The sequence below is a fragment of the Pantoea sp. Lij88 genome, assembly GCF_030062155.1.
Lineage (GTDB): Bacteria > Pseudomonadota > Gammaproteobacteria > Enterobacterales > Enterobacteriaceae > Pantoea.
In genome coordinates, this window is the sequence record NZ_CP118267.1 from 1 (window position 1) to 18,532 (window position 18,532).

The 18,532-nt window shown below is 56.7% G+C and carries 13 protein-coding genes; 10 read left to right on the top strand and 3 right to left on the bottom strand.

Going from position 1 to position 18,532, the window contains the following annotated elements; all coding sequences use genetic code 11:
* Genes PU624_RS00005 through PU624_RS00035 form a run of 7 tightly spaced genes read left to right on the top strand, consistent with a single transcriptional unit; the run spans position 1 to position 7,536 of the window.
* A complete protein-coding gene (locus PU624_RS00005) occupies positions 1–942 on the top strand; it encodes an ABC transporter permease (protein ID WP_283544840.1) in 942 nt (313 codons plus the stop codon).
* The gene (locus tag PU624_RS00010) at positions 939–1,790 is read left to right on the top strand and encodes an ABC transporter permease (protein WP_283544841.1); all 852 of its coding nucleotides are present in this window, start codon (positions 939–941) and stop codon (positions 1,788–1,790) included. Before PU624_RS00005 ends, PU624_RS00010 begins: the two co-directional genes overlap by 4 nt.
* Positions 1,787–3,406: a dipeptide ABC transporter ATP-binding protein gene (locus PU624_RS00015; RefSeq protein ID WP_283544842.1), complete on the top strand. Its 1,620-nt coding sequence runs from the start codon at positions 1,787–1,789 to the stop codon at positions 3,404–3,406. The genes PU624_RS00010 and PU624_RS00015 overlap by 4 nt, the downstream gene beginning before the upstream one ends.
* A complete protein-coding gene (locus PU624_RS00020) occupies positions 3,403–4,410 on the top strand; it encodes a putative FMN-dependent luciferase-like monooxygenase (protein ID WP_283544843.1) in 1,008 nt (335 codons plus the stop codon). The genes PU624_RS00015 and PU624_RS00020 overlap by 4 nt, the downstream gene beginning before the upstream one ends.
* Positions 4,407–5,498 (top strand): alkylhydroperoxidase domain protein, encoded by a 1,092-nt coding sequence (locus PU624_RS00025; protein WP_283544844.1) that lies wholly within the window; start codon positions 4,407–4,409, stop codon positions 5,496–5,498. The genes PU624_RS00020 and PU624_RS00025 overlap by 4 nt, the downstream gene beginning before the upstream one ends.
* Before the next feature lie 11 nt (positions 5,499–5,509).
* Positions 5,510–6,649, top strand: a complete 1,140-nt coding sequence (locus tag PU624_RS00030; protein WP_283544845.1) for an amidohydrolase — start codon at positions 5,510–5,512, stop codon at positions 6,647–6,649.
* Between the two features lie 20 nt (positions 6,650–6,669).
* Positions 6,670–7,536: a VOC family protein gene (locus tag PU624_RS00035; protein ID WP_283544846.1), complete on the top strand. Its 867-nt coding sequence runs from the start codon at positions 6,670–6,672 to the stop codon at positions 7,534–7,536.
* 52 nt (positions 7,537–7,588) lie between these two features.
* On the opposite strand, the gene fhuE is transcribed toward PU624_RS00035, so the two are convergent.
* The 3 genes from fhuE to PU624_RS00050 all read right to left on the bottom strand — a co-directional run bounded on the left by fhuE (position 7,589) and on the right by PU624_RS00050 (position 12,516).
* Positions 7,589–9,811, bottom strand: a complete 2,223-nt coding sequence (fhuE, locus tag PU624_RS00040; protein WP_283544847.1) for a ferric-rhodotorulic acid/ferric-coprogen receptor FhuE — start codon at positions 9,809–9,811, stop codon at positions 7,589–7,591.
* A 294-nt stretch (positions 9,812–10,105) separates the two neighbouring features.
* On the bottom strand, positions 10,106–11,212 hold the full coding sequence (locus tag PU624_RS00045) for a tyrosine-type recombinase/integrase (RefSeq protein WP_283544848.1): 1,107 nt from the start codon (positions 11,210–11,212) through the stop codon (positions 10,106–10,108).
* A gap of 194 nt (positions 11,213–11,406) precedes the next feature.
* Complete coding sequence (locus PU624_RS00050; protein ID WP_283544849.1) at positions 11,407–12,516, bottom strand: SDR family oxidoreductase; 1,110 nt, start codon at positions 12,514–12,516, stop codon at positions 11,407–11,409.
* Between the two features lie 600 nt (positions 12,517–13,116).
* On the opposite strand from PU624_RS00050, the gene PU624_RS00055 reads away from it, so the two are divergent.
* The 3 genes from PU624_RS00055 to PU624_RS00065 all read left to right on the top strand — a co-directional run bounded on the left by PU624_RS00055 (position 13,117) and on the right by PU624_RS00065 (position 18,425).
* Positions 13,117–14,007, top strand: coding sequence for a GNAT family N-acetyltransferase (locus PU624_RS00055; protein ID WP_283544850.1), 891 nt, complete (start codon positions 13,117–13,119; stop codon positions 14,005–14,007).
* A 160-nt stretch (positions 14,008–14,167) separates the two neighbouring features.
* The gene (locus tag PU624_RS00060; RefSeq protein ID WP_283544851.1) at positions 14,168–15,328 is read left to right on the top strand and encodes an efflux RND transporter periplasmic adaptor subunit; all 1,161 of its coding nucleotides are present in this window, start codon (positions 14,168–14,170) and stop codon (positions 15,326–15,328) included.
* A gap of 1 nt (position 15,329) precedes the next feature.
* Positions 15,330–18,425, top strand: a complete 3,096-nt coding sequence (locus PU624_RS00065) for a multidrug efflux RND transporter permease subunit (protein ID WP_283544852.1) — start codon at positions 15,330–15,332, stop codon at positions 18,423–18,425.
* Positions 18,426–18,532: the final 107 nt, after the last annotated feature.

Consider the following 18,532-nt stretch of genomic DNA (forward strand, 5'->3'; position numbering starts at 1 on the left):
ATGCGCCACTATCTGCTGCAACGCGCCAGCCTGGGCCTGCTGGTACTCTGGGCCGCGTTTACCCTGTCATTTGTGCTGTTGCAGGTGCTGCCCGGCGATGCGGTACTGATCAAGTTTCAGAATCCGGATCTTGGCCTGAGCCCGCAGCAGATTGCTGAGATGCGTCAGATTTACGGCGCGGACAGCCCGCTGTGGCAGCAATATCTGCATACCCTTGTGGCGATCCTGCACGGCGACTTCGGCTATTCAGTACAGGCGGGCGTGCCGGTGAGTGAGCTGCTCACCAGCAACCTGCCCGGCACGCTCCGACTGGCCCTGTGCGGCTTCGTGCTGGCGACACTGCTGGCCTTTGTGCTGGCGACCCTCTCAAGACTGCCTGCCCTGCGCGTGCTGCGTAATCTGCTGCAGTCGCTGCCCGCGCTGTTTATCTCGGTGCCGACCTTCTGGCTCGGCATCGCCCTGATTCAGCTCTTCTCGTTCCAGCTGCGCTGGATCCCGGTAATCAATCCTTCGCCGTGGCAGGGATTGATCCTGCCCATCATTACGGTTTCAGTTCCGATCTCTGCCCCGCTGGCACAGATTCTGCTGCGCAGCATCGATGAAGTCTCAACCCGCCCGTTCGTGGCGGTGGCGCGCGCTAAAGGCGCCAGCGAACAATATGTGTTGTGGCGGCACATCCTGCGCAACGCCATGCTGCCGGTGCTCACCGTGGCGGGCCTGCTGCTGGGGGAACTGATTGCCGGTGCACTGATTACCGAAACGGTCTTTGGCCTGGGCGGTCTGGGTCAGCTGACGCAGCAGGCCGTGAACAATCAGGATGTGGCGGTATTACAGGCCGTGGTGATGATCTCCGCACTGGGTTTTGTGGTGATCAATCTGCTGGTGGATCTGTTAATGCCGCTTTTTGATCCGCGCTTACAACTGTTACGGGGTGCATCATGAGTCTGGTTGATTACGCTGCCGCGCGGCAATCCGTGGCAGCCAGACGGTATCACTTCCGTTTCGAGCCTGGCCTGTGGCTGGCTGTCCTGGTCATGCTGCTGGCCGTGCTGGCAGCCCTGTTCCCGACCCTCTTTACCTCAATCAACCCGATTGAGGGGACCGCGGGCGCTCAGCGGCTGGCTCCGCAGGCCGGGCACTGGCTCGGTACCGATCAGCTTGGGCGCGATCTGTTTGCGCGTATTGTTTATGGCGCCTCACATTCGCTCTCTGCCGCCGTGATGGCGGTCACGATCGGACTGGTGGCAGGGACGGCGCTGGGCGTAATTGCCGGGGCGACTGGCGGCAAAACCGAATCCATCGTGATGCGCGCCGTGGATGTACTGCTGGCCATTCCGGCGTTATTACTCTCTTTGAGCGTGCTGATTTTACTGGGCTTCGGCACCCTCAATGCTGCATTAGCGGTGGGCATCGCCTCCATCGCCAGCTTTGCCCGCCTGGCGCGTGCGGAGGTGGTGCGCATCCGTCACAGCGAGTATGTCGAAGCAGCGTACGGCAGCGGCGGCCGCTTTTTCAGCGTGCTGTGGCGTCACATTCTGCCCAACGCACTGACGCCGGTCATTGCCTACGCCGCCCTGCAGTTTGGACAGGCAATTCTGGCGTTATCGACGCTGAGCTTCCTCGGCTACGGCACGCCGCCGCCGGTGCCGGAATGGGGGCTGTTGATCGCTGAAGGGCGTAATTATCTGGCTACCGCCTGGTGGCTGACGACGTTTCCTGGTGTGGTGGTGGTCGCTGTGGTGCTCGCCGCTAACCGCATCAGCCAGCAACTTTCAGGAGGACGCCGATGAGCGCTCAGCCCTTACTCGCGGTCAACAATCTGACGTTAAGCTATCGCAGCGGTAACCAGTGGCAGCCGGTGGTGCATAACGTCAGTTTCGAACTGCATCCCGGTGAGATGGTGGCACTGGTCGGCGAATCCGGCTCCGGTAAAACCACCACCGCACAGGCCATAATGGGCCTGATGGCGCAAAATGGCCGCCGCGACGCGGGTGAAATCCTGCTCAACGGCGAGGATATCAGTCAGTGGTCACAGAAGCGCTTCGACACCCTGCGCGGGGCGCGTATCAGTCTGGTGCCGCAGGATCCGGGCAACTCACTCAATCCGGTTAAAACCGTGGGTGAACAGGTCGAAGAGATCCTGCGACTGCATCTGCGATTAACGGCAGCGCAGCGTCAGCAACGGGTGATTGATCTGCTGACCCGCGTGGGCCTCAGCCATCCGGAGCAGCGGGTTAAGCAATATCCGCATCAGCTGTCGGGCGGGATGAAACAGCGGGTGCTGATCGCCATTGCCCTTGCCCTGCAGCCGGAGATAATCATTGCCGATGAACCAACCAGCGCGCTGGATGTGACGGTGCAAAAGCGCATTCTCGATCTGCTGGACAACCTGCGGCACGAATCCAGTACCGCCGTGCTGTTCGTCACTCACGACCTGGCACTGGCGGCGCAACGCGCAGATCGCATCATCGTGTTTCGCCACGGCGAGATTCAGGAATCAGGATGCACCGCCCAGGTTATCAGCGCCCCGGCTCATCCTTATACCCGCCAGTTACTGAATGATGCGGCACCACAGCGACCCGCCAGAGTTAAATCTGCGGCCACCCGTTTCTCCGCGCTCGCCATCCGCGCAACCGGCGTAATGAAAAGTTTTTCACTGGGCAAACAGCAGCGCTTACAGGCGCTGAACGCGGTGAGTTTTCAGGTAGCACGCGGCACTACACATGCCCTGGTGGGCGAATCCGGCTCAGGCAAAACCACGCTGTCGCGCATCGTGATGGGTTTTGAAACCGCCGACAGCGGTGAGGTGACGCTGGATGGCATTGTGGTTAACGGATTACGTGGTGAAGCGCTGCGTCAGCTGCGCCGCAGGATTCAGTTCGTCTATCAGAATCCATTCGCCTCGCTCGATCCCCGTCAGACACTCTTTTCGATTATTGAAGAACCCCTGCGTAATTTTGACCGGCTGAGCCGCAGCCAGCGCCGTGAGCGGGTGGAAGCGATTACCACGCGTGTGGCGCTGCCACTCTCCCTGCTATCACGTCAGCCGCATGAACTTTCCGGCGGTCAGCGGCAGCGTGTCGCCCTGGCGCGGGCGCTGATCTGCGAGCCGGAGATTCTGGTGCTGGATGAGGCGACCTCGGCGCTGGATGTCACGGTGCAGGAGCAAATTCTGGATCTGCTACTGCAGCTTCAGGCTGAGCTGGGTCTGACCTATCTGTTTATCACGCACGATCTGGCCACGGTGCGGCAGATTGCCGACAGCGTCACGGTGTTAAAGGCGGGCGAAGCGGTGGAACAAGGTGACGTTGTCACGATATTCAGCGCTCCGCAGCACCCTTACACGCGCGAGTTAATTGACGCCATTCCTCCGCTCGTTCCGTTAACCCACAAGGAGTCAGCATGAGCCGACGTCTCGGATTTTTTACCCGGCTGCTGGATAAGGTCCCGGCAAAACAGCGCTATCAGCTGGCCACCGAGCAGATTCAGCATGCCGAACGCTGCGGCTTCGATAATGCGTGGATTGCGCAGCACCACTTTCATGAGGATGAGGGCGGGCTGCCGTCGCCACTGGTCTACCTGGCGCACGCCGCGGCGCAGACCCGCACCATCCGGCTCGGCACCGCCATCATTACCCTGCCGATGGAGAATGCGCTACGGGTGGCGGAAGATGCCGCGGTACTGGATCTGCTGGCAGATGGCCGACTGGAGATCGGGCTGGGCTCGGGCGGCACGCCGGACTCGTTCCTCCCCTTTGGCCTGATGTTTGCCGAGCGCGGCGCGGCCTTTGCCGACAACCTGCATACGTTGCTCAGCGCCTGGCGCGGTGACTCGCTGGGTCATCCTGATAATCATCTTTATCCTGCCGCGCCGCAGCTGGCCGGACGGGTGTGGATCGCCACCTTCTCCGTTGAGGGCGCAATCCGTGCCGCCCAGGGCGGGCATGGGCTGATGCTGTCACGCACCCAGCCGCGGCCTACGGGCCATGCTGAACTGCCGCTCGATGCGATCCAGAATCCGCTGATCGATGCCTATCTCGCGGCACTGCCAGCAGGGATAGCGCCGCGTATTCTCGCCTCACGCACCGCGTTCGTGGCGGATTCAGACAGTTATGCCCGTCAGGTCGCTGAGCCGGGCATCCGGCAGCAGGCCGCGCAGTACCGTGGCGAAGTGCGCGGGGAGCGCTTTGATGACCTGCTGGCCCGGTTTGATGCCCATGTCGGCGGCATCGATCAGGTCGCACACTCGCTGGCGCAGGACAGCGTGCTGTCGCGCGTCACCGACATCTCATTCCAGGTGCATTCAGTAGAGCCTTCGCATGCCGACACGCTGCGCTCGATTGAACTGATTGCCGGACATCTTGCGCCCGCGCTTCGTGCCGCTGGCGAATCTCACAGGAGAATTTCATGAGTCAAACTGACGATTTGATCGCCACACTGGCGGATATCGATCCCGATTCCGGACTGGCCCACGCGCGCCAGACACGCCACGCCGCGACGCTTCATGCCCAGGGTAGCTACAACGTGTTATTTGAACAGGGCGATGACGATTTTCCCTTAGCTGAGCGTCGTCTGCTGGCCGCAAAGGTGGCTGGCTGGCATGCTCAGCCCGGCCTGCAGGCACATTACCAGCCTCAGGAAACGTTGCCGCAAAGTGCGCGAATCGAGGCAGCACAAGCCTTTGCCCATCGCCTGACCTTTGATCCGGTTACCGCAGCACCCGAACATCTGGACGCCCTGAAGCAGACAGGCTGGAGCCCGCGCGGCATCGTCACGCTGGCGCAGCTGGTGGCGTTCGTCAGTTTTCAGAGCCGGTTACTGGCGGGCCTGCGTAGCCTGCAGGGCGATGACGCATCGGGCGAAGCTGCACCCGTCGTCGCCGGGCACTGGCACGAGGCATTAAAAACCGCCAGCGGCAAAACGGCGCTGACCGCCTTTACGCAACAGGAACTCGGCTGGGAGCCGTGGCTGCCTGCGAAACCCCTGGCGGAATTCAGCGAGAATGAGCAGGCGAAACTGGCAAAATTCGGCCACACCGATTCTGACTATTTCCGCCTGCTGGCGCGCAACCTGCCGCTGCTGGAGCAGCGTACCCTGACCGATAAAGGCATTTTCTACACCGCTGGCGGGCTGCCACGCGCCGAGCGCGAACTGGCCGCCACCGTGGTGAGTAAGGTCAACGGCTGCATTTATTGCGCCTCGGTGCATGCCCGCAAAGCCAGCCAGCTTTCAAAGCAGGATGACGCAGTGCAGAAACTGCTGAATGTCGCGCCCGGCGCAGTGTTATCCCACGGACACAGCGCGCGCTGGCAGGCGATCATCGCCTTTTCAGCAGCGCTGTCACTGACCCCGGCTAAACCGACACCATTGCAGATCTCTGCACTCCGCGAGCAGGGCCTGGATACGCTCGCCCTGCTCGACCTGATTCAGTCCACCGCCTTCTTTGCCTGGGCCAATCGCCTGATGCTGACGCTGGGCGAACCTTTTCTGCCGGAATAACAGGGATAAACATGACATTGCCTTTAACTGAACAACTGGTGCAGTGGCGTCGCGAACTGCATCAGCACCCCGAACTTTCGAATCATGAATTTGCTACCACTGAACGTATTACCCGCTGGCTGGAGCAGGCCGGGATCCGGCTGTTGCCGCTGGGGCTGAAAACCGGCGTAGTGGCAGAAATCGGTCATGGCGAATCGCTGATCGCCCTGCGCGCCGACATCGATGCGTTACCGATTGATAAAATCACCGATCGCCCGTGGCGCTCACAGCAGCCGGGCGTGATGCACGCCTGTGGTCACGACGTTCACAGTGCCGTGATGCTGGGCGTCGCCCTGCAGCTGAAACAGCAGGAAGCCACGCTGCCGGGCCGGGTGCGGATTCTGTTTCAGCCCGCTGAAGAGACCTTTAACGGTGCGCGTCAACTGATTGATGCCGGTGCGCTCGAAGGAGTAAAGGCGATATTTGGCCTTCACAACGCACCCGATTTGCCGCTGGGCACGCTTCAAAGCCGTGCGGGCGCGTTCTATGCCAACGTCGATCGTTTTGTGATCCGCGTTGAAGGCAAAGGCGCGCACGCGGCGCGACCGCAGGAGGGCATCGATTCGATCGTGATTGCCAGCCATATCGTGACCGCCCTGCAGACCCTGCCGAGTCGGGTCTTCAGCTCGCTGGAGACGGTGGTGCTTAGTGTGACGCGCTTCACCGCCGGGAACACCTGGAACGTGCTGCCGCAAAGCGTTGAGCTGGAGGGCACCGTCCGCACCCACAACGGTGAGATCCGGGCGCAGATCCCGCATCGCATCCGATCGCTGATTCAGGGTATCGCCGCCGGATTTGGCGCGACCGCTGAACTGGAGTGGACCGAGGGGCCGCCCGCCCTGATTAATACGCCAGGGTGGGTAGATGTGGCGCTGGAGGTTGCCCGACAGAGTGGCTACCTGGCGGAGCATGCTGCGTCACCGCAGATGGGTGGAGAAGATTTTGCCTTCTATCTGCAACAGGTGCCGGGCACGTTTGTCAGCATCGGCAGTGCCAGTGAATTTGGCCTGCATCATGCCGCCTTCGATCCGGATGAAGCGCTGATCGGCCCGGCGGTAGCGTACTTCACGCAGCTGGTGCCGCGCGCGCTGCAGATTGTGGCGGCGCAATGACGAAAAAGAGGAGTGCTGATATGTCTGTTCCGGTTCCGCAACCGATTCTGGATCACGCGGTGATTAACGTGGCCGACCAGCTCGACAGCGCCAGCGCGCGTTTCCGGCGGCTCGGCTTTCAGCTCACTGAGCGGGGGCATCACTCGCTGGGGTCGAGTAATCACCTGGCGATCTTTGGTGAGAATTACCTTGAGCTGCTGGGCTATGAACCCGGCAAAGGCAGCCAGCGCGCCGATCTCTGGCAATCGCCGCTGGGATTGAGCGGGCTGGTATGGAAAAGCAGCGATGCGGAGAGTGCGTTTCAGCACCTGCAACGGCAGGATCTGGATGGCGATCCCCCCGCCGCTTTTCATCGTCCTGTCACCCTGCCCGACGGTTCGGTCAGTGAAGCGCATTTTCGCACCGTGCGGCTGCGGCCTTCGCTGATACCCAATGGTCGCAGCTTTTTCTGCCAGCATCTGACGCCCGAAGCGGTATGGCAGCCTGCCTGGCAGCGTCATCCCAATGGCGTCAGGAACATCAGTGAGTTTGTGGTTGTGGCGCAGGATCCGGCGCTCTCCGCCCAGGTTTATAGCCGACTGTTTGGTGCCGCGAAAGTGCTTGCCTGTCCCGAAGGTGCCTTTGTCCTGCGCGCCGGTGCCGCCACGGTGCGCTTTGCTTCGGCAGAATATGCACAGCCGCGATTTGGCCCGCTACCCGAAGACTACGATGGCAGCGCCCGCATGGTCGCGCTGGGTTTTGAAACAGAGGATCTCGCCCAGGTGAAGCGCGCGCTGCTGGCGGGAAATATTGCCTTTCAGGAGCAGGCTGAGGCGATCGTGGTGGAGGCGGCAGAGGGTTTTAACCTGGCGCTGCGTTTTACCGGAGTCGGGCGTGGAATATTGTGAAAAACGCCTCAACCGAGGCGTTTTTCACAGACTGCCTGATCAAAAGGATTAATCAGAAAGTGTAGCTGGCGGTCACCGAGACGTTACGCGGTTCGCCGTAAACCACCGAGCTGGCCACGTTGGTGTCATACTCTTTATCGAACAGATTGTTCAGGTTGCCCTGCAGCGACAGATTTTTGTTCACCTGATAGCGGGCAAAGAGATCAACCAGCGCATAGCTGCCCTGACGGGCGCGCCAGGTGCCATTGCCTTCCGGCCCGCCGACGTCGCTCCAGACGTGGGTCTGCCAGTTCACGCCGCCACCCAGCGTCAGTTGCTGTAGCGTCGGGAGGCGATAGCTGCTGAACAGGTTAAAGCTGGTCTGCGGCAGTTGCGGGTTAAAGGTGCTGCCATCGCGGTTTTCCGCAATATAGCGCGTGCCGCCAAAGGTCATCTGCCAGTTGTCGGTTAATGCGCCGTTAACTTCGAACTCCACGCCCCGGCTCACCACACCTTTACGGCCAATGTAGGCAACGTCGCCTGAACCCTGAATCGTCTGAGTGGTGGCTTCACCCACGTTATCCAGCTCGGTGCGGAATACGGAAACCGAGGCTGTCAGACGACTGTCCATCCAGTCCGATTTCAGGCCTGCCTCGTAGTTTTTGCCGATGACCGGCGACAGATAAGCGCCACTGGCATCGCGATAATCCTGTGGCTGGAACACCGAGGTATAGCTGGCGTAAGCCGACCAGTTTTCGGCGAAGTCATAAATCAGCCCGCCATACGGGGTGATGTTGTTTTCTTCCGCTTCGCCCGTCAGGGTTTCGCGATTCCAGTTAGTGTAACGGGCGCCGAGAATCACGTGCAGCGGATCGGCGAGTGACAGGCGGGTCGCCATGTAGGTCGATTTCTGACGAACCAGCTGGGTGTCGCTCGCAGGCAGACGCGGTGTCCAGGCAGACTCCGGATACTGACCGTTGAAATCGTTGTAGTTACCCAGCGACGCTGATGAGATGTTCTCAAAGGTACTGAAGTACTTGTTATCCTGGCGGGTGTAATTGACGCCCACCATCAGCTCATGCTGCCGACCCAGCAGTTCATACGGGCCGCTGGCAAAGGCATCCACTGCATCCACTTTGCGTTTACCGGTGTTATAACCGGTTCCGCCCACCACCGGATAGTCAGCATAGGAAGAGACGCCCGCGCCGGTATTCCGATCGAAATAACCATCCAGATAGATCTGCTTACTGTCCAGACGCATCTCGTTGTGTGCACCATTCAGCGTGATGTTCCAGCCGTTATCGAAGTCCTGCTTTAGGTTCACAAAGAGTTTACGGTTCTCTTTATCGTTATAGGCCCAGTCCGGGGCCGTGTTGTAGCCGCGACGGGTATGAATCTGCGTGCCATCGGTGTACCAGCGCGGTGCGCCGCCCCACATGGTGGAATCGGTATTGACCTGGCTGAACTCGTAGCCGACTGACAGCGTGGCAGAGTCAGTCAGGTCAGCGTCTACCACGCCGTAGATGAACTGTTTTTTTGCACCGTAGCGTTCGATGAAACTGTTGTTATCCTGCCAGCCTGCCACCAGGCGGCCACGCACATTGCCGGACTCACTGAGCGGCGCAGAAAGATCGGCTACATAACGCTGTTTGTTCCAGCTGCCGTAGCTGGCGGAGACGGTGCCGCCAAATTCTTTGCTGTCTGCATGTTTGCGCACCATATTGATGGCGGCTGACGGATTGCCAGGGCCGGTCAACAGGCCGGTCGCCCCGCGCACCACTTCAACGCGCTCATACAGGGCCATATCGGTCTGCGCATCACCCAGGTTCCAGCGCTGGGCAAAGGCGGTAGGAATACCATCGACCATGTAGTTGTCGATCATAAAGCCGCGCGCATAGTAGTTAGTGCGGTCCATGTCCCCACTGATGCCGCGGATGCCGGTGGTATTCGCCAGCACATCATTCAGCGACTGAAGTTGCTGATCGGCCATTCGCTGCTTGCTTACGATGCTGACTGACTGCGGCACATCCCGCACGGTGCCCAGCATTTTCGTGCCCGCACGGGTCACCGGCACACTGTAATCGGTCTCGGGTGACGTTGTCACGGAATCATCGGCTGAAGCCGTGACGGTCAGGGTCTGATCATCGCCCGGAGCAGGTGTCTGAGTCTCAGCGGCATGAGCAACGTTATGCATGAGTGATGAGGCGACGAACATAGCCAGTAAGGAGAAGCGGAACGGACGCTGGAGAGCAGGCGTGCGATTAACCCTGGGGTACTGAAGATCGAAAGCGTTCATTAATTCCTCAATTATCTTTATGTTTTTATGCTGCCACTGTCACGACCCTGCGTCCTGCGAGCATCGCTGCCCTGCTTAAGGTTTGAGGAATCAAAACCTTTCCGTGAGCGCCTTCGCGCGGGTGTGATTAACATTTAAAGCAAATGAGAAATATACGCATTGCGATTATCAATGCAAGATTTTGTTAATGGTTAATACGAAATTTTTCAGGGAGAGGTCTGGCTGTAACAGCCCTCCGCAATGAAAGAGCGGGAAAGAGGCGAGTTTTAGGTCAGCGAGTCTGCTGACCGCTAGTTAGCGCGACATCGCCATGATAGAGAGCTCATCCAGGGCAAGCGTCTCACCATCATAGCGATGTCGAAGCAGATGATAACTGTCACATTCAATAATCTGCTCAACCGCATCTGAAAAGGTGTTCATCGCGCTGCGCATCTGGCTCAGATAGTCATGGGTGTCATATACCCGGTCGATGCCTTCCAGCGCATGGTTCATGATCTTTCGGGCAACATCATTCGGCGTGTCGAGCGCAGAAAGCTTGGATCGCGCGGTACGGCGCAGGTCGCGCGGGGTAAAAGCCTCCAGCCCCAGCCCGCGCGGGGCGCGGATCATACGGCGCAATGCCTGATTCAGCGCACCTTTTGACAGCGGCAGTTGGGGATCGCGTGGTGCGGGCACCAGCCAGGGCGAATCGGGATCGGCGGCGCGCAGCAACGCTTCGATACACTGACGCATCAGCGGCGAAATCGGCAGCACATGTTCCCGCTGCGATTTATTACGTGTGCCCTGCATCCACAAGCCTAACTGCAGATCGAACTCGGCTTTCTGCGCCTGCACAATCTCATCCGGCCGCCGGGCGCTGACCAGGCATAAACGCAGCGCCCAGCGTGCCTGCTCCGATAGCGCCCAGTTATCCAGCCCGTGCCAGAAGACCCAGATTTCTGCATCGGTGAGTTGCCGGCTGCGCGGCGGCGTGGCGCGACCCGCGACATCCCGTTTTTTCATTGAGGCGATGGGTGAATGATCGAGATAGCCCTGCATCTCCGCCCAGGCGAGGAACTGTTTAGTTAACGCGAATACCCGGCGTGCCTCCTCTTTTTTACCGTCGGCGATCAGGATGTTGTAGAGCCGGTTGAGGCGTAAACGGTTCAGCGTTTTGAGTGGCTGCGATCCGATGTTGGGCAGGACATGCTTCAATAAAGAAGAGATGGCGATCTCCGGACGCCGCCGGCTGATCAGCAACGACAGTTTTACCCAGACCTTCATCACCTGCTCTACCGTGCCTTCATCACCAAAATTATCCAGCTCGCCAAGCGAGGCCGTTTTTACCTGCTCCAGCCAGATCAGTACATGGCGACCAACATGCGCTGAACGGTCGGCGGTCTGAGTCAATGTTATCGTCACATCGATACCTGTTTGTTACTGCAAAGCGGGCCATTCTAACCCCAGATTATCTGTGACTCCAGACCTAATAAGTCTGGAGTCATTAAGACGCGTTTCAGGGAATTCTGAGGAGGTTTTCGATGAAGGATGCTGGTGCTTTTTGGGGGATTTTATTGAGGAATCGCCCGGGATTGCTTCCCGGGCTTTCAGACGGACTACTTAAAATCAACGGCCATCAGTTCAGCAATGGTTGAATCACGCGTCGTCACTACACAGCGGTCCAGATAATCGGTGAACCGGGAAGGCTTGTTCATGCCAAGCTGCAGCAGTTTGGAGTTATCGAACACCACGTTCAGGTTTGAGAAATGTCCGTACAGGTTCATGGCGCGCAGCATGATCCGTTCGTTGCAGGGTCCGAAAAGATCCTTAAACGTTCTCCGGCTGTCAGAAAGTTGTTTGTACGAAACCTTCTGGTAATCAACACCCAGCGCCCTGCTTCCGGATGCTTTGGCCATCGCCTCATCAATTTCGGCGAACGTCACACTACTGTGTGTTCCGGCAGAAATGTGAATGACTTCATTGATCACGTCTTCTGCGTCGAGCAGCAGAACCAGCGCATCGGCGCAGTAATCAACCGGAACCACATCAATACGATCATCCAGGTCGCAGGTGAATTTCCCTAATGCCAGCACCATGCGGAATACCCAGAAAATACTGGCTGATGGCAGACAACCCTGATCGGAGTGGCCCACTACGATCGACGGTCGGGCAATAACCAGTGGCAGCCCCGGCAGCTTTTCGGTCATCAGCTTTTCAATCGTTGCCTTACTCCAGGTGTATTCGACGACATGCTGATCACGACTGGAGTCCAGTCTGCCCTCCGTGACCAGTGAACCGGGTTCCGGCGCACATGACATTGCGGTTCCCACGTGGATAAATTTCTTTAACCCTTCGACGCGGCTCATCCGTTCCGCGAACTGGAATGTGCCTTCGACGTTGACTTTCCAGACCGTGGGATTGTTACCAAATGAGGCCACAGCGGCACAGTTAATGACGTGAGTCACATCATCAAGCCGTGAGTCATTAATAAAGTTTTCCGTTAACGCCAGATCACCCAGAATAATATTCTCAGGTGCTATCGTGTTGATTGCAGACTCATTCAGGCCAAAGTTCCTCAGGTTTGCTTTAAGCCTGTTTAACCCTTCCTCAACCGTTTCGCCTCTGACCAGCAGCAGCAGTCGATCCTTAACGCTGTTCTGTAATAAATTTGCTACGACAGCTCCGCCTAAAAAACCTGTAGAACCGGTAATAAGGATTTTTTTCATGATAGTGCCATTTAATCTGGTTGATCAAAGGAAAGCATTAACAGAACGCTTCCCGAACAGGAAAACAATTAAAAAGTTATTTTGGTTACATTATTTATGGTGAGCTTAAGGTTAAATTAAGGTTTGAATATAAACCCTCGCTACTGACTTAATCACCTATCAGGCCGTAAACCAGACCAGTATAAAGCTAATAACTATCGCCAGGCTCAACAACACTGCAGATTTTTCTTTAAACTTGTTCATTTAGATTCTGTTTATATTCCATGCGCAAAGGACAATTCTTAAATATCCTTATGCCCTGCAAACTCCACGAGCTGATTTGAACAATTTTTGCCATTTGGGATCAAGCTTTATTTAAACTTTTTTTCATGAACTTATTATTATTTTAATAAATGACGTTTTTCCTGCACTTATTTATGGAGAGTCAGTTCAGACTTTGTGTATAACATGTGTAGAAGCTAAACAAAGAGGATTTATAGTATAAATCCCTGCATTTGTTTACCCCTTGTTTAATATCCATCAATTACACCCTTGCCCGTCATGAAATATTTCCGCACAGATTCTCAGGCGGACTCTCGCGTTACACTTCAGGTGACAGGCATGTTTACAACACATTTAAAACTTAAAAATACCGGCTGGGAAGCGTGTACGTCATCCGCATACGCTCAAATTTACGCTGCATTTGGGGGGAGTGTTTGCACCCATCCCCGCGTTCTCGCTTATCTTGCTCAGCGTGAAGGCGTCCGGATTCACTACTACATGAAAAGGCGGCATGGACAACCCATTGCCGCCGTGTTTTCTATCAATGGCTCGCTGGAATATAAAAAATCCCATCTTCCCTTTGTTTTTGATGATCTTATCCTCCCGATTAAGGCGGGTGAAAAAGTCATTCTTCCATTTAAAACTAAGCGCTTATCGCCCCATTCTCAGGGCGTCATCTTTAACAGCATCCGTCACAACCTGTTTAAGAAGAAAATGGCTCACATCAAGTCTGACTTTTCCGTGAAAACCGCTAAGAAACGTGCCGGTGAGGTCCGGCGATTCAGAAAAGCGGGCGGAACAGTCGAAGATGTGACCTCTTTTTCTCCTGCTGAACTTTCCGCTATCTATCAGCACCTGTTCGATTTGCGTTGGCAAAACAGCCTTAAGTGTACTGACACCGCCATCCTGACTGAGACGTTCACCACGTTCAGAGACATGATTTTCGGCAAAGTCTTATTCATCAATGACTCACCCTGCGCGTTTGATCTCAATTATAAAGTTGAGTGCCCAACATGGTATTACTTCGAAGACTTTAATGGCGGGATAGATCCCCGGTTTAAATCGATGGGGGTTGGCTCTGTTTTGCTCTGGGAGAATATCCAGCACGCCAGAGGGTTAGCTGCGTCATCAGATAAAAAATTTATTTTTTCTCTGGGGGCCTACAACCCAGGCTGGCATTACAAAAAACAGTGGTGCGATATTATGCCCTCAGGCCGTACGCTGTTCTGAAAGTGAATACGGTCAGATTTTTGGATTGCCAGCCCTTTTTTCGCTGGCAATACAATAAAGTAAATAAATTTCGCTTCTACACACAATCTCAACACACCCTCAACGGCGAATAAACGCGTGTCCGATAACATGGGTCATCACTCTTTGAGACGAGAAACCCATGTTGTCCCTCAAACACTTTTCGCTGCCTTTATTTTTGGTTGCCCTGATTGCCGCGCTGACGGGCTGCGATGAGAAAGCCATTAAGGAAGCCGAAGCCCCTGCTCCTCAGGTTGCCATTGCGGTGATCCAGCCACAGGTTTTATCGGTCAACGAGACGCTTCCGGGTCGCGTTAATGCGCTGCACACAGCAGAAATACGGCCGCAGGTCAGCGGTATTATTCAGCGCCGTTTGTTTGAACAGGGCGCAGAAATTAAAAAGGGAATGCCACTTTTCCAGATTAATGCGGCCCCCTTTGAAGCGGAAGTGGCCAGTGCCCAGGCCGGTTTATTGCGTGCCAGGGCCGCCAATGACAAGGCTCAGCAGCAGGCGGCGCGTCTGCGGCCACTCATGAAAACAGGTGCAGTGAGCCGTCAAAGTTTTGATGAGGCCATCGCGAATGCCCGCCAGGCGGCGGCAGATGTCGCGCAGGCCAGCGCCGCGCTCAGGCGCAAAGAGCTTGATCTGAGTTTTGCCACCGTAGAGGCACCGATATCCGGACGCATTGATCAGGCTCTGGTTTCTGAAGGCGCTTATGTCACAGCCAGCGACAGCACGCCTCTGGCTCGTATTTACCAGACAGACCCCATTTATGTGGACGTCCACCAGCCCGCTGAGGTTTACCACCAGCTTCGCCAGCAGGCGGCGATTCATCAGGACGCCGCTGCAGGCGTGCCGGTCAACGTTTTGTTACCCGGAGGCGCTGTCCATCCGCAGCCGGGCCGGATTCTTTTTTCCGGCATGAGCGTGGATACCGCGACGGGCGACGTGATGGTGCGCATCCAGGTGAGTAATCCTAATCGTGAACTCCTGCCCGGCATGTTTGTGCGGGTTGAGATCCCGCGTCGGCATTATGAGGATGCGCTGCTGGTTCCCCAGCTGGCGGTCTCGCATCAGCAAGGAAACGCCGTGCTTTGGGTGGTTGACGACCAGCAACAGGCTCGCCAGATCAAGGTCCGTGTCGGGGAATTAACCCATGGCGCCTACCGCATTGCCGAAGGCTTACCTGCCGGCAGCCGTGTTGTTGTCCAGGGCATGGATAAGCTGGGCAACGGCATGAAAGTCGCGGCAGTGATTTCAACTGCCACACCTGCCAATCTCACCATGAAGGCCGGAGAGTAAAATGGCTCAGTTTTTCATCATGCGCCCGGTTTTCGCCTGGGTTGTCGCCTTGTTCATTATACTGTTCGGGATCATTGCGATCCCCAAACTGCCGGTGGCCCGTTATCCTTCAGTGGCACCGCCGAATGTCACCATCACTGCGACATGGGCAGGCGCGTCGCCGCAGACGATGAACGACACGGTTGTCAGCCTGATTGAGCGCGAACTCTCCAGCGTTAAAAATCTGCTCTATTTTGAATCATCCACTGACACCTCGGGTCAGGCGACCATTACGGTCACGTTTAAACCGGGCACAAATGCTGAACTGGCGCAGGTTGATGTTCAGAATCGTATTAAGACGGTGGAATCCCGCCTGCCTCAGACGGTACGGCAGAATGGACTTCAGGTTGAATCTGCCGACACCGGCTTCCTGATGATTATCAGTCTGACCTCTAAAGCCGGGAAAACAGACAGCGAAGCGTTAAGTGACTACATGGCCAGAAACGTGGTTGAAGAATTGCGCAGGCTGCCTGGCGTAGGACGCGTTCAGCTGTTCGGCGCGGAAAGTGCCCTGCGCATCTGGGTTGATCCGGCCAGACTGCTTTCACTGAATCTGACGATGAGTGATATTTCTGCCGCCATCACCCAACAGAATGCGCAAATCGCCCCGGGACGGGTCGGTGACGAGCCCGCGTTGCCCGGTCAGATGGTTACCCTTCCCTTAACGGTGGAGGGTCAGTTAACCACGCCGGAAGCGTTCGGCCGCATTGTGCTGCGCGCGAATCAGGATGGCTCCAGCGTCAAACTCTCTGACGTGGCAAAAGTGGAGGCCGGCTCCCAGAGCTACAGCATGCTGATGCGTGAAAATGGTCAGAACTCAACCGGTGCAGCGATTATGCTGGCGCCCGGTGCCAACGCGGTAAAGACCGCAGCAGCGGTCACGTCCCGGATGCAGGAACTGAGTTTGTCGATGCCGGAGGACATCCGATACGCGATCCCTTTCAATACGGCGCCCTTCGTAAAGCTCTCAATCGGGAAGGTGATCCACACCCTTCTCGAAGCGATGGTGCTGGTGTTCGTGGTGATGTATCTGTTCTTACAGAACATCCGCTATACCTTCATACCCGCCATTGTCGCGCCGATTGCCTTATTGGGCACGCTATCCGTCATGCTGCTCGCTGGCTTCTCCGTCAATGTTCTCACAATGTCTGGACTGGTGCTCGCCATCGGCATCATCGTTGATGATGCAATTGTCGTGGTTGAAAACGTTGAGCGCATCATGCGTGAGGAAAACCTCGGGCCACGCGAGGCAACGTCTAAAGCGATGCGCGAAATAACGGGTGCCATCACCGGCATTACGCTGGTTCTCACGGCAGTCTTTATCCCCATGGGTTTCGCCAGCGGTTCAGTCGGCATCATCTACCGGCAGTTTGCCTTCTCAATGGCGACCGCGATTCTGTTCTCCGCGTTGCTGGCCCTGACCCTGACGCCCGCACTGTGCGCGACGCTGCTTAAAATGCCTTCCGATCATGCCCGGCGCGGTTTTTTCGGCCTGTTCAACCGCGGCGTTGATCGACTGACAAACCGCTATTCGGGCTGGACAGGCGTGACTCTCAAGCGCTCTGGCCGGATGATGCTGTTATTTATTGCCCTGTGCGCAGGCACCGGGCTGGCATTCAGTCAGCTCTCCTCCGCTTTTCTGCCAGAAGAAGATCAGGGCTATTTCATGACGGCGTTTCAGCTACCGGCAGAGGCCACTCAGCAGCGGACACTGGCGGTGGTAAAAAAATATGAGGAAGCTCTGAATTCGCGTTCCGCCATCGCTACCAATCAATCCATCATTGGCTTTGGCTTCTCCGGTGCCGGGGCGAACACCGCACTGGCTTTCACCGTACTGAAAGAGGGTAAAGAACGCGGCAATAACACGACCCGGGGTGAAGTTGAATTTGTCGGGCAGGCCATGCGCGACTCGCCGGAAGGCACCATCATGACGATGATGCCCCCAGCCATCGAGGAGCTGGGAAACACATCGGGCTTTACGCTGAGACTTGAAGATCGTGCGAATCAGGGTTATGCGGCGCTGGAAGCCGCACAGAATACGCTTTTACAGCTTGCCGCGAAAAGCAACAAAGTCACCCAGGTGTATCCGGACGGTTTGCCGCCGGGGACGACGGTCCGGCTGAATATTGATCGTGAAAAGGCCAATGCCATGGGCGTTTCGTTCGCCAGCATCAGCGACACGCTCTCCGCCGCCATGGGGTCACTCTACGTCAACGATTACCCGAATAAAGGCCGGATGCAGCAGGTGATTATTCAGGCAGAGGCGAACGATCGTATGCAGATTGATGACATCCTCAATTTGTATGTCCGAAGCAGTGAAAACCGGATGGTGGCGCTGAAGACCTTTGTAACGCCGGTCTGGTCGTCAGCCCCACTCCAGCAGGTCCGCTATCAGGGCTATCCCGTGATGAGGCTCTCCGGTAGTGCTGCGCCGGGTGTGTCAAGTGGTGATGCCATGAAGGAGATGGAAGCGCTGGCCAGACAGCTGCCGCCGGGATTCGCAGTTGAATGGACCGGCCAGTCGTTGCAGGAGCAGCTGTCTGCTGCACAGGCACCTATGCTGATGGCGCTCTCTGTCCTGGTGATCTTCCTGGTGTTAGCCGCGTTATATGAGAGCTGGGCCATTCCGCTCTCCGTATTGATGGTGATTCCGTTGGGGATCGCGGGCGCTGTCGCCGCCGTGATGATTCGCGGATTGTCTGATGACGTGTTCTTTAAAGTGGGGTTGATTACGGTGATTGGGCTATCAGCTAAGAACGCCGTGCTGATTGTCGAGTTTGCCAGACAGTTACACCAGGAGGGCAAGAGCCTGCGTGAAGCGGCAATCACTGCGGCCAGAATGCGTCTGCGGCCGATTATCATGACCTCGCTGGCTTTCGGATTGGGCGTCGTCCCGATGATCATGGCTTCAGGACCCGCCAGCGAAACCCAGCATGCCATCGGCACCGGCGTTTTCGGGGGGATCATCAGCGCTACGGTTCTGGCCGTTATTTTTGTTCCGCTGTTTTTTGTCACCGTGATGACACTGCGCAACAGGCTGAGTGCGCATGAAAAATGATATGCAAACTGCGCGCCCAGCGCGTATCTCGTCTGATTTATTGTTTCACGGACCTGATATCATCATGACAACGTCCCTGAAGCCATGGCGACGTTAACACTCTTTTA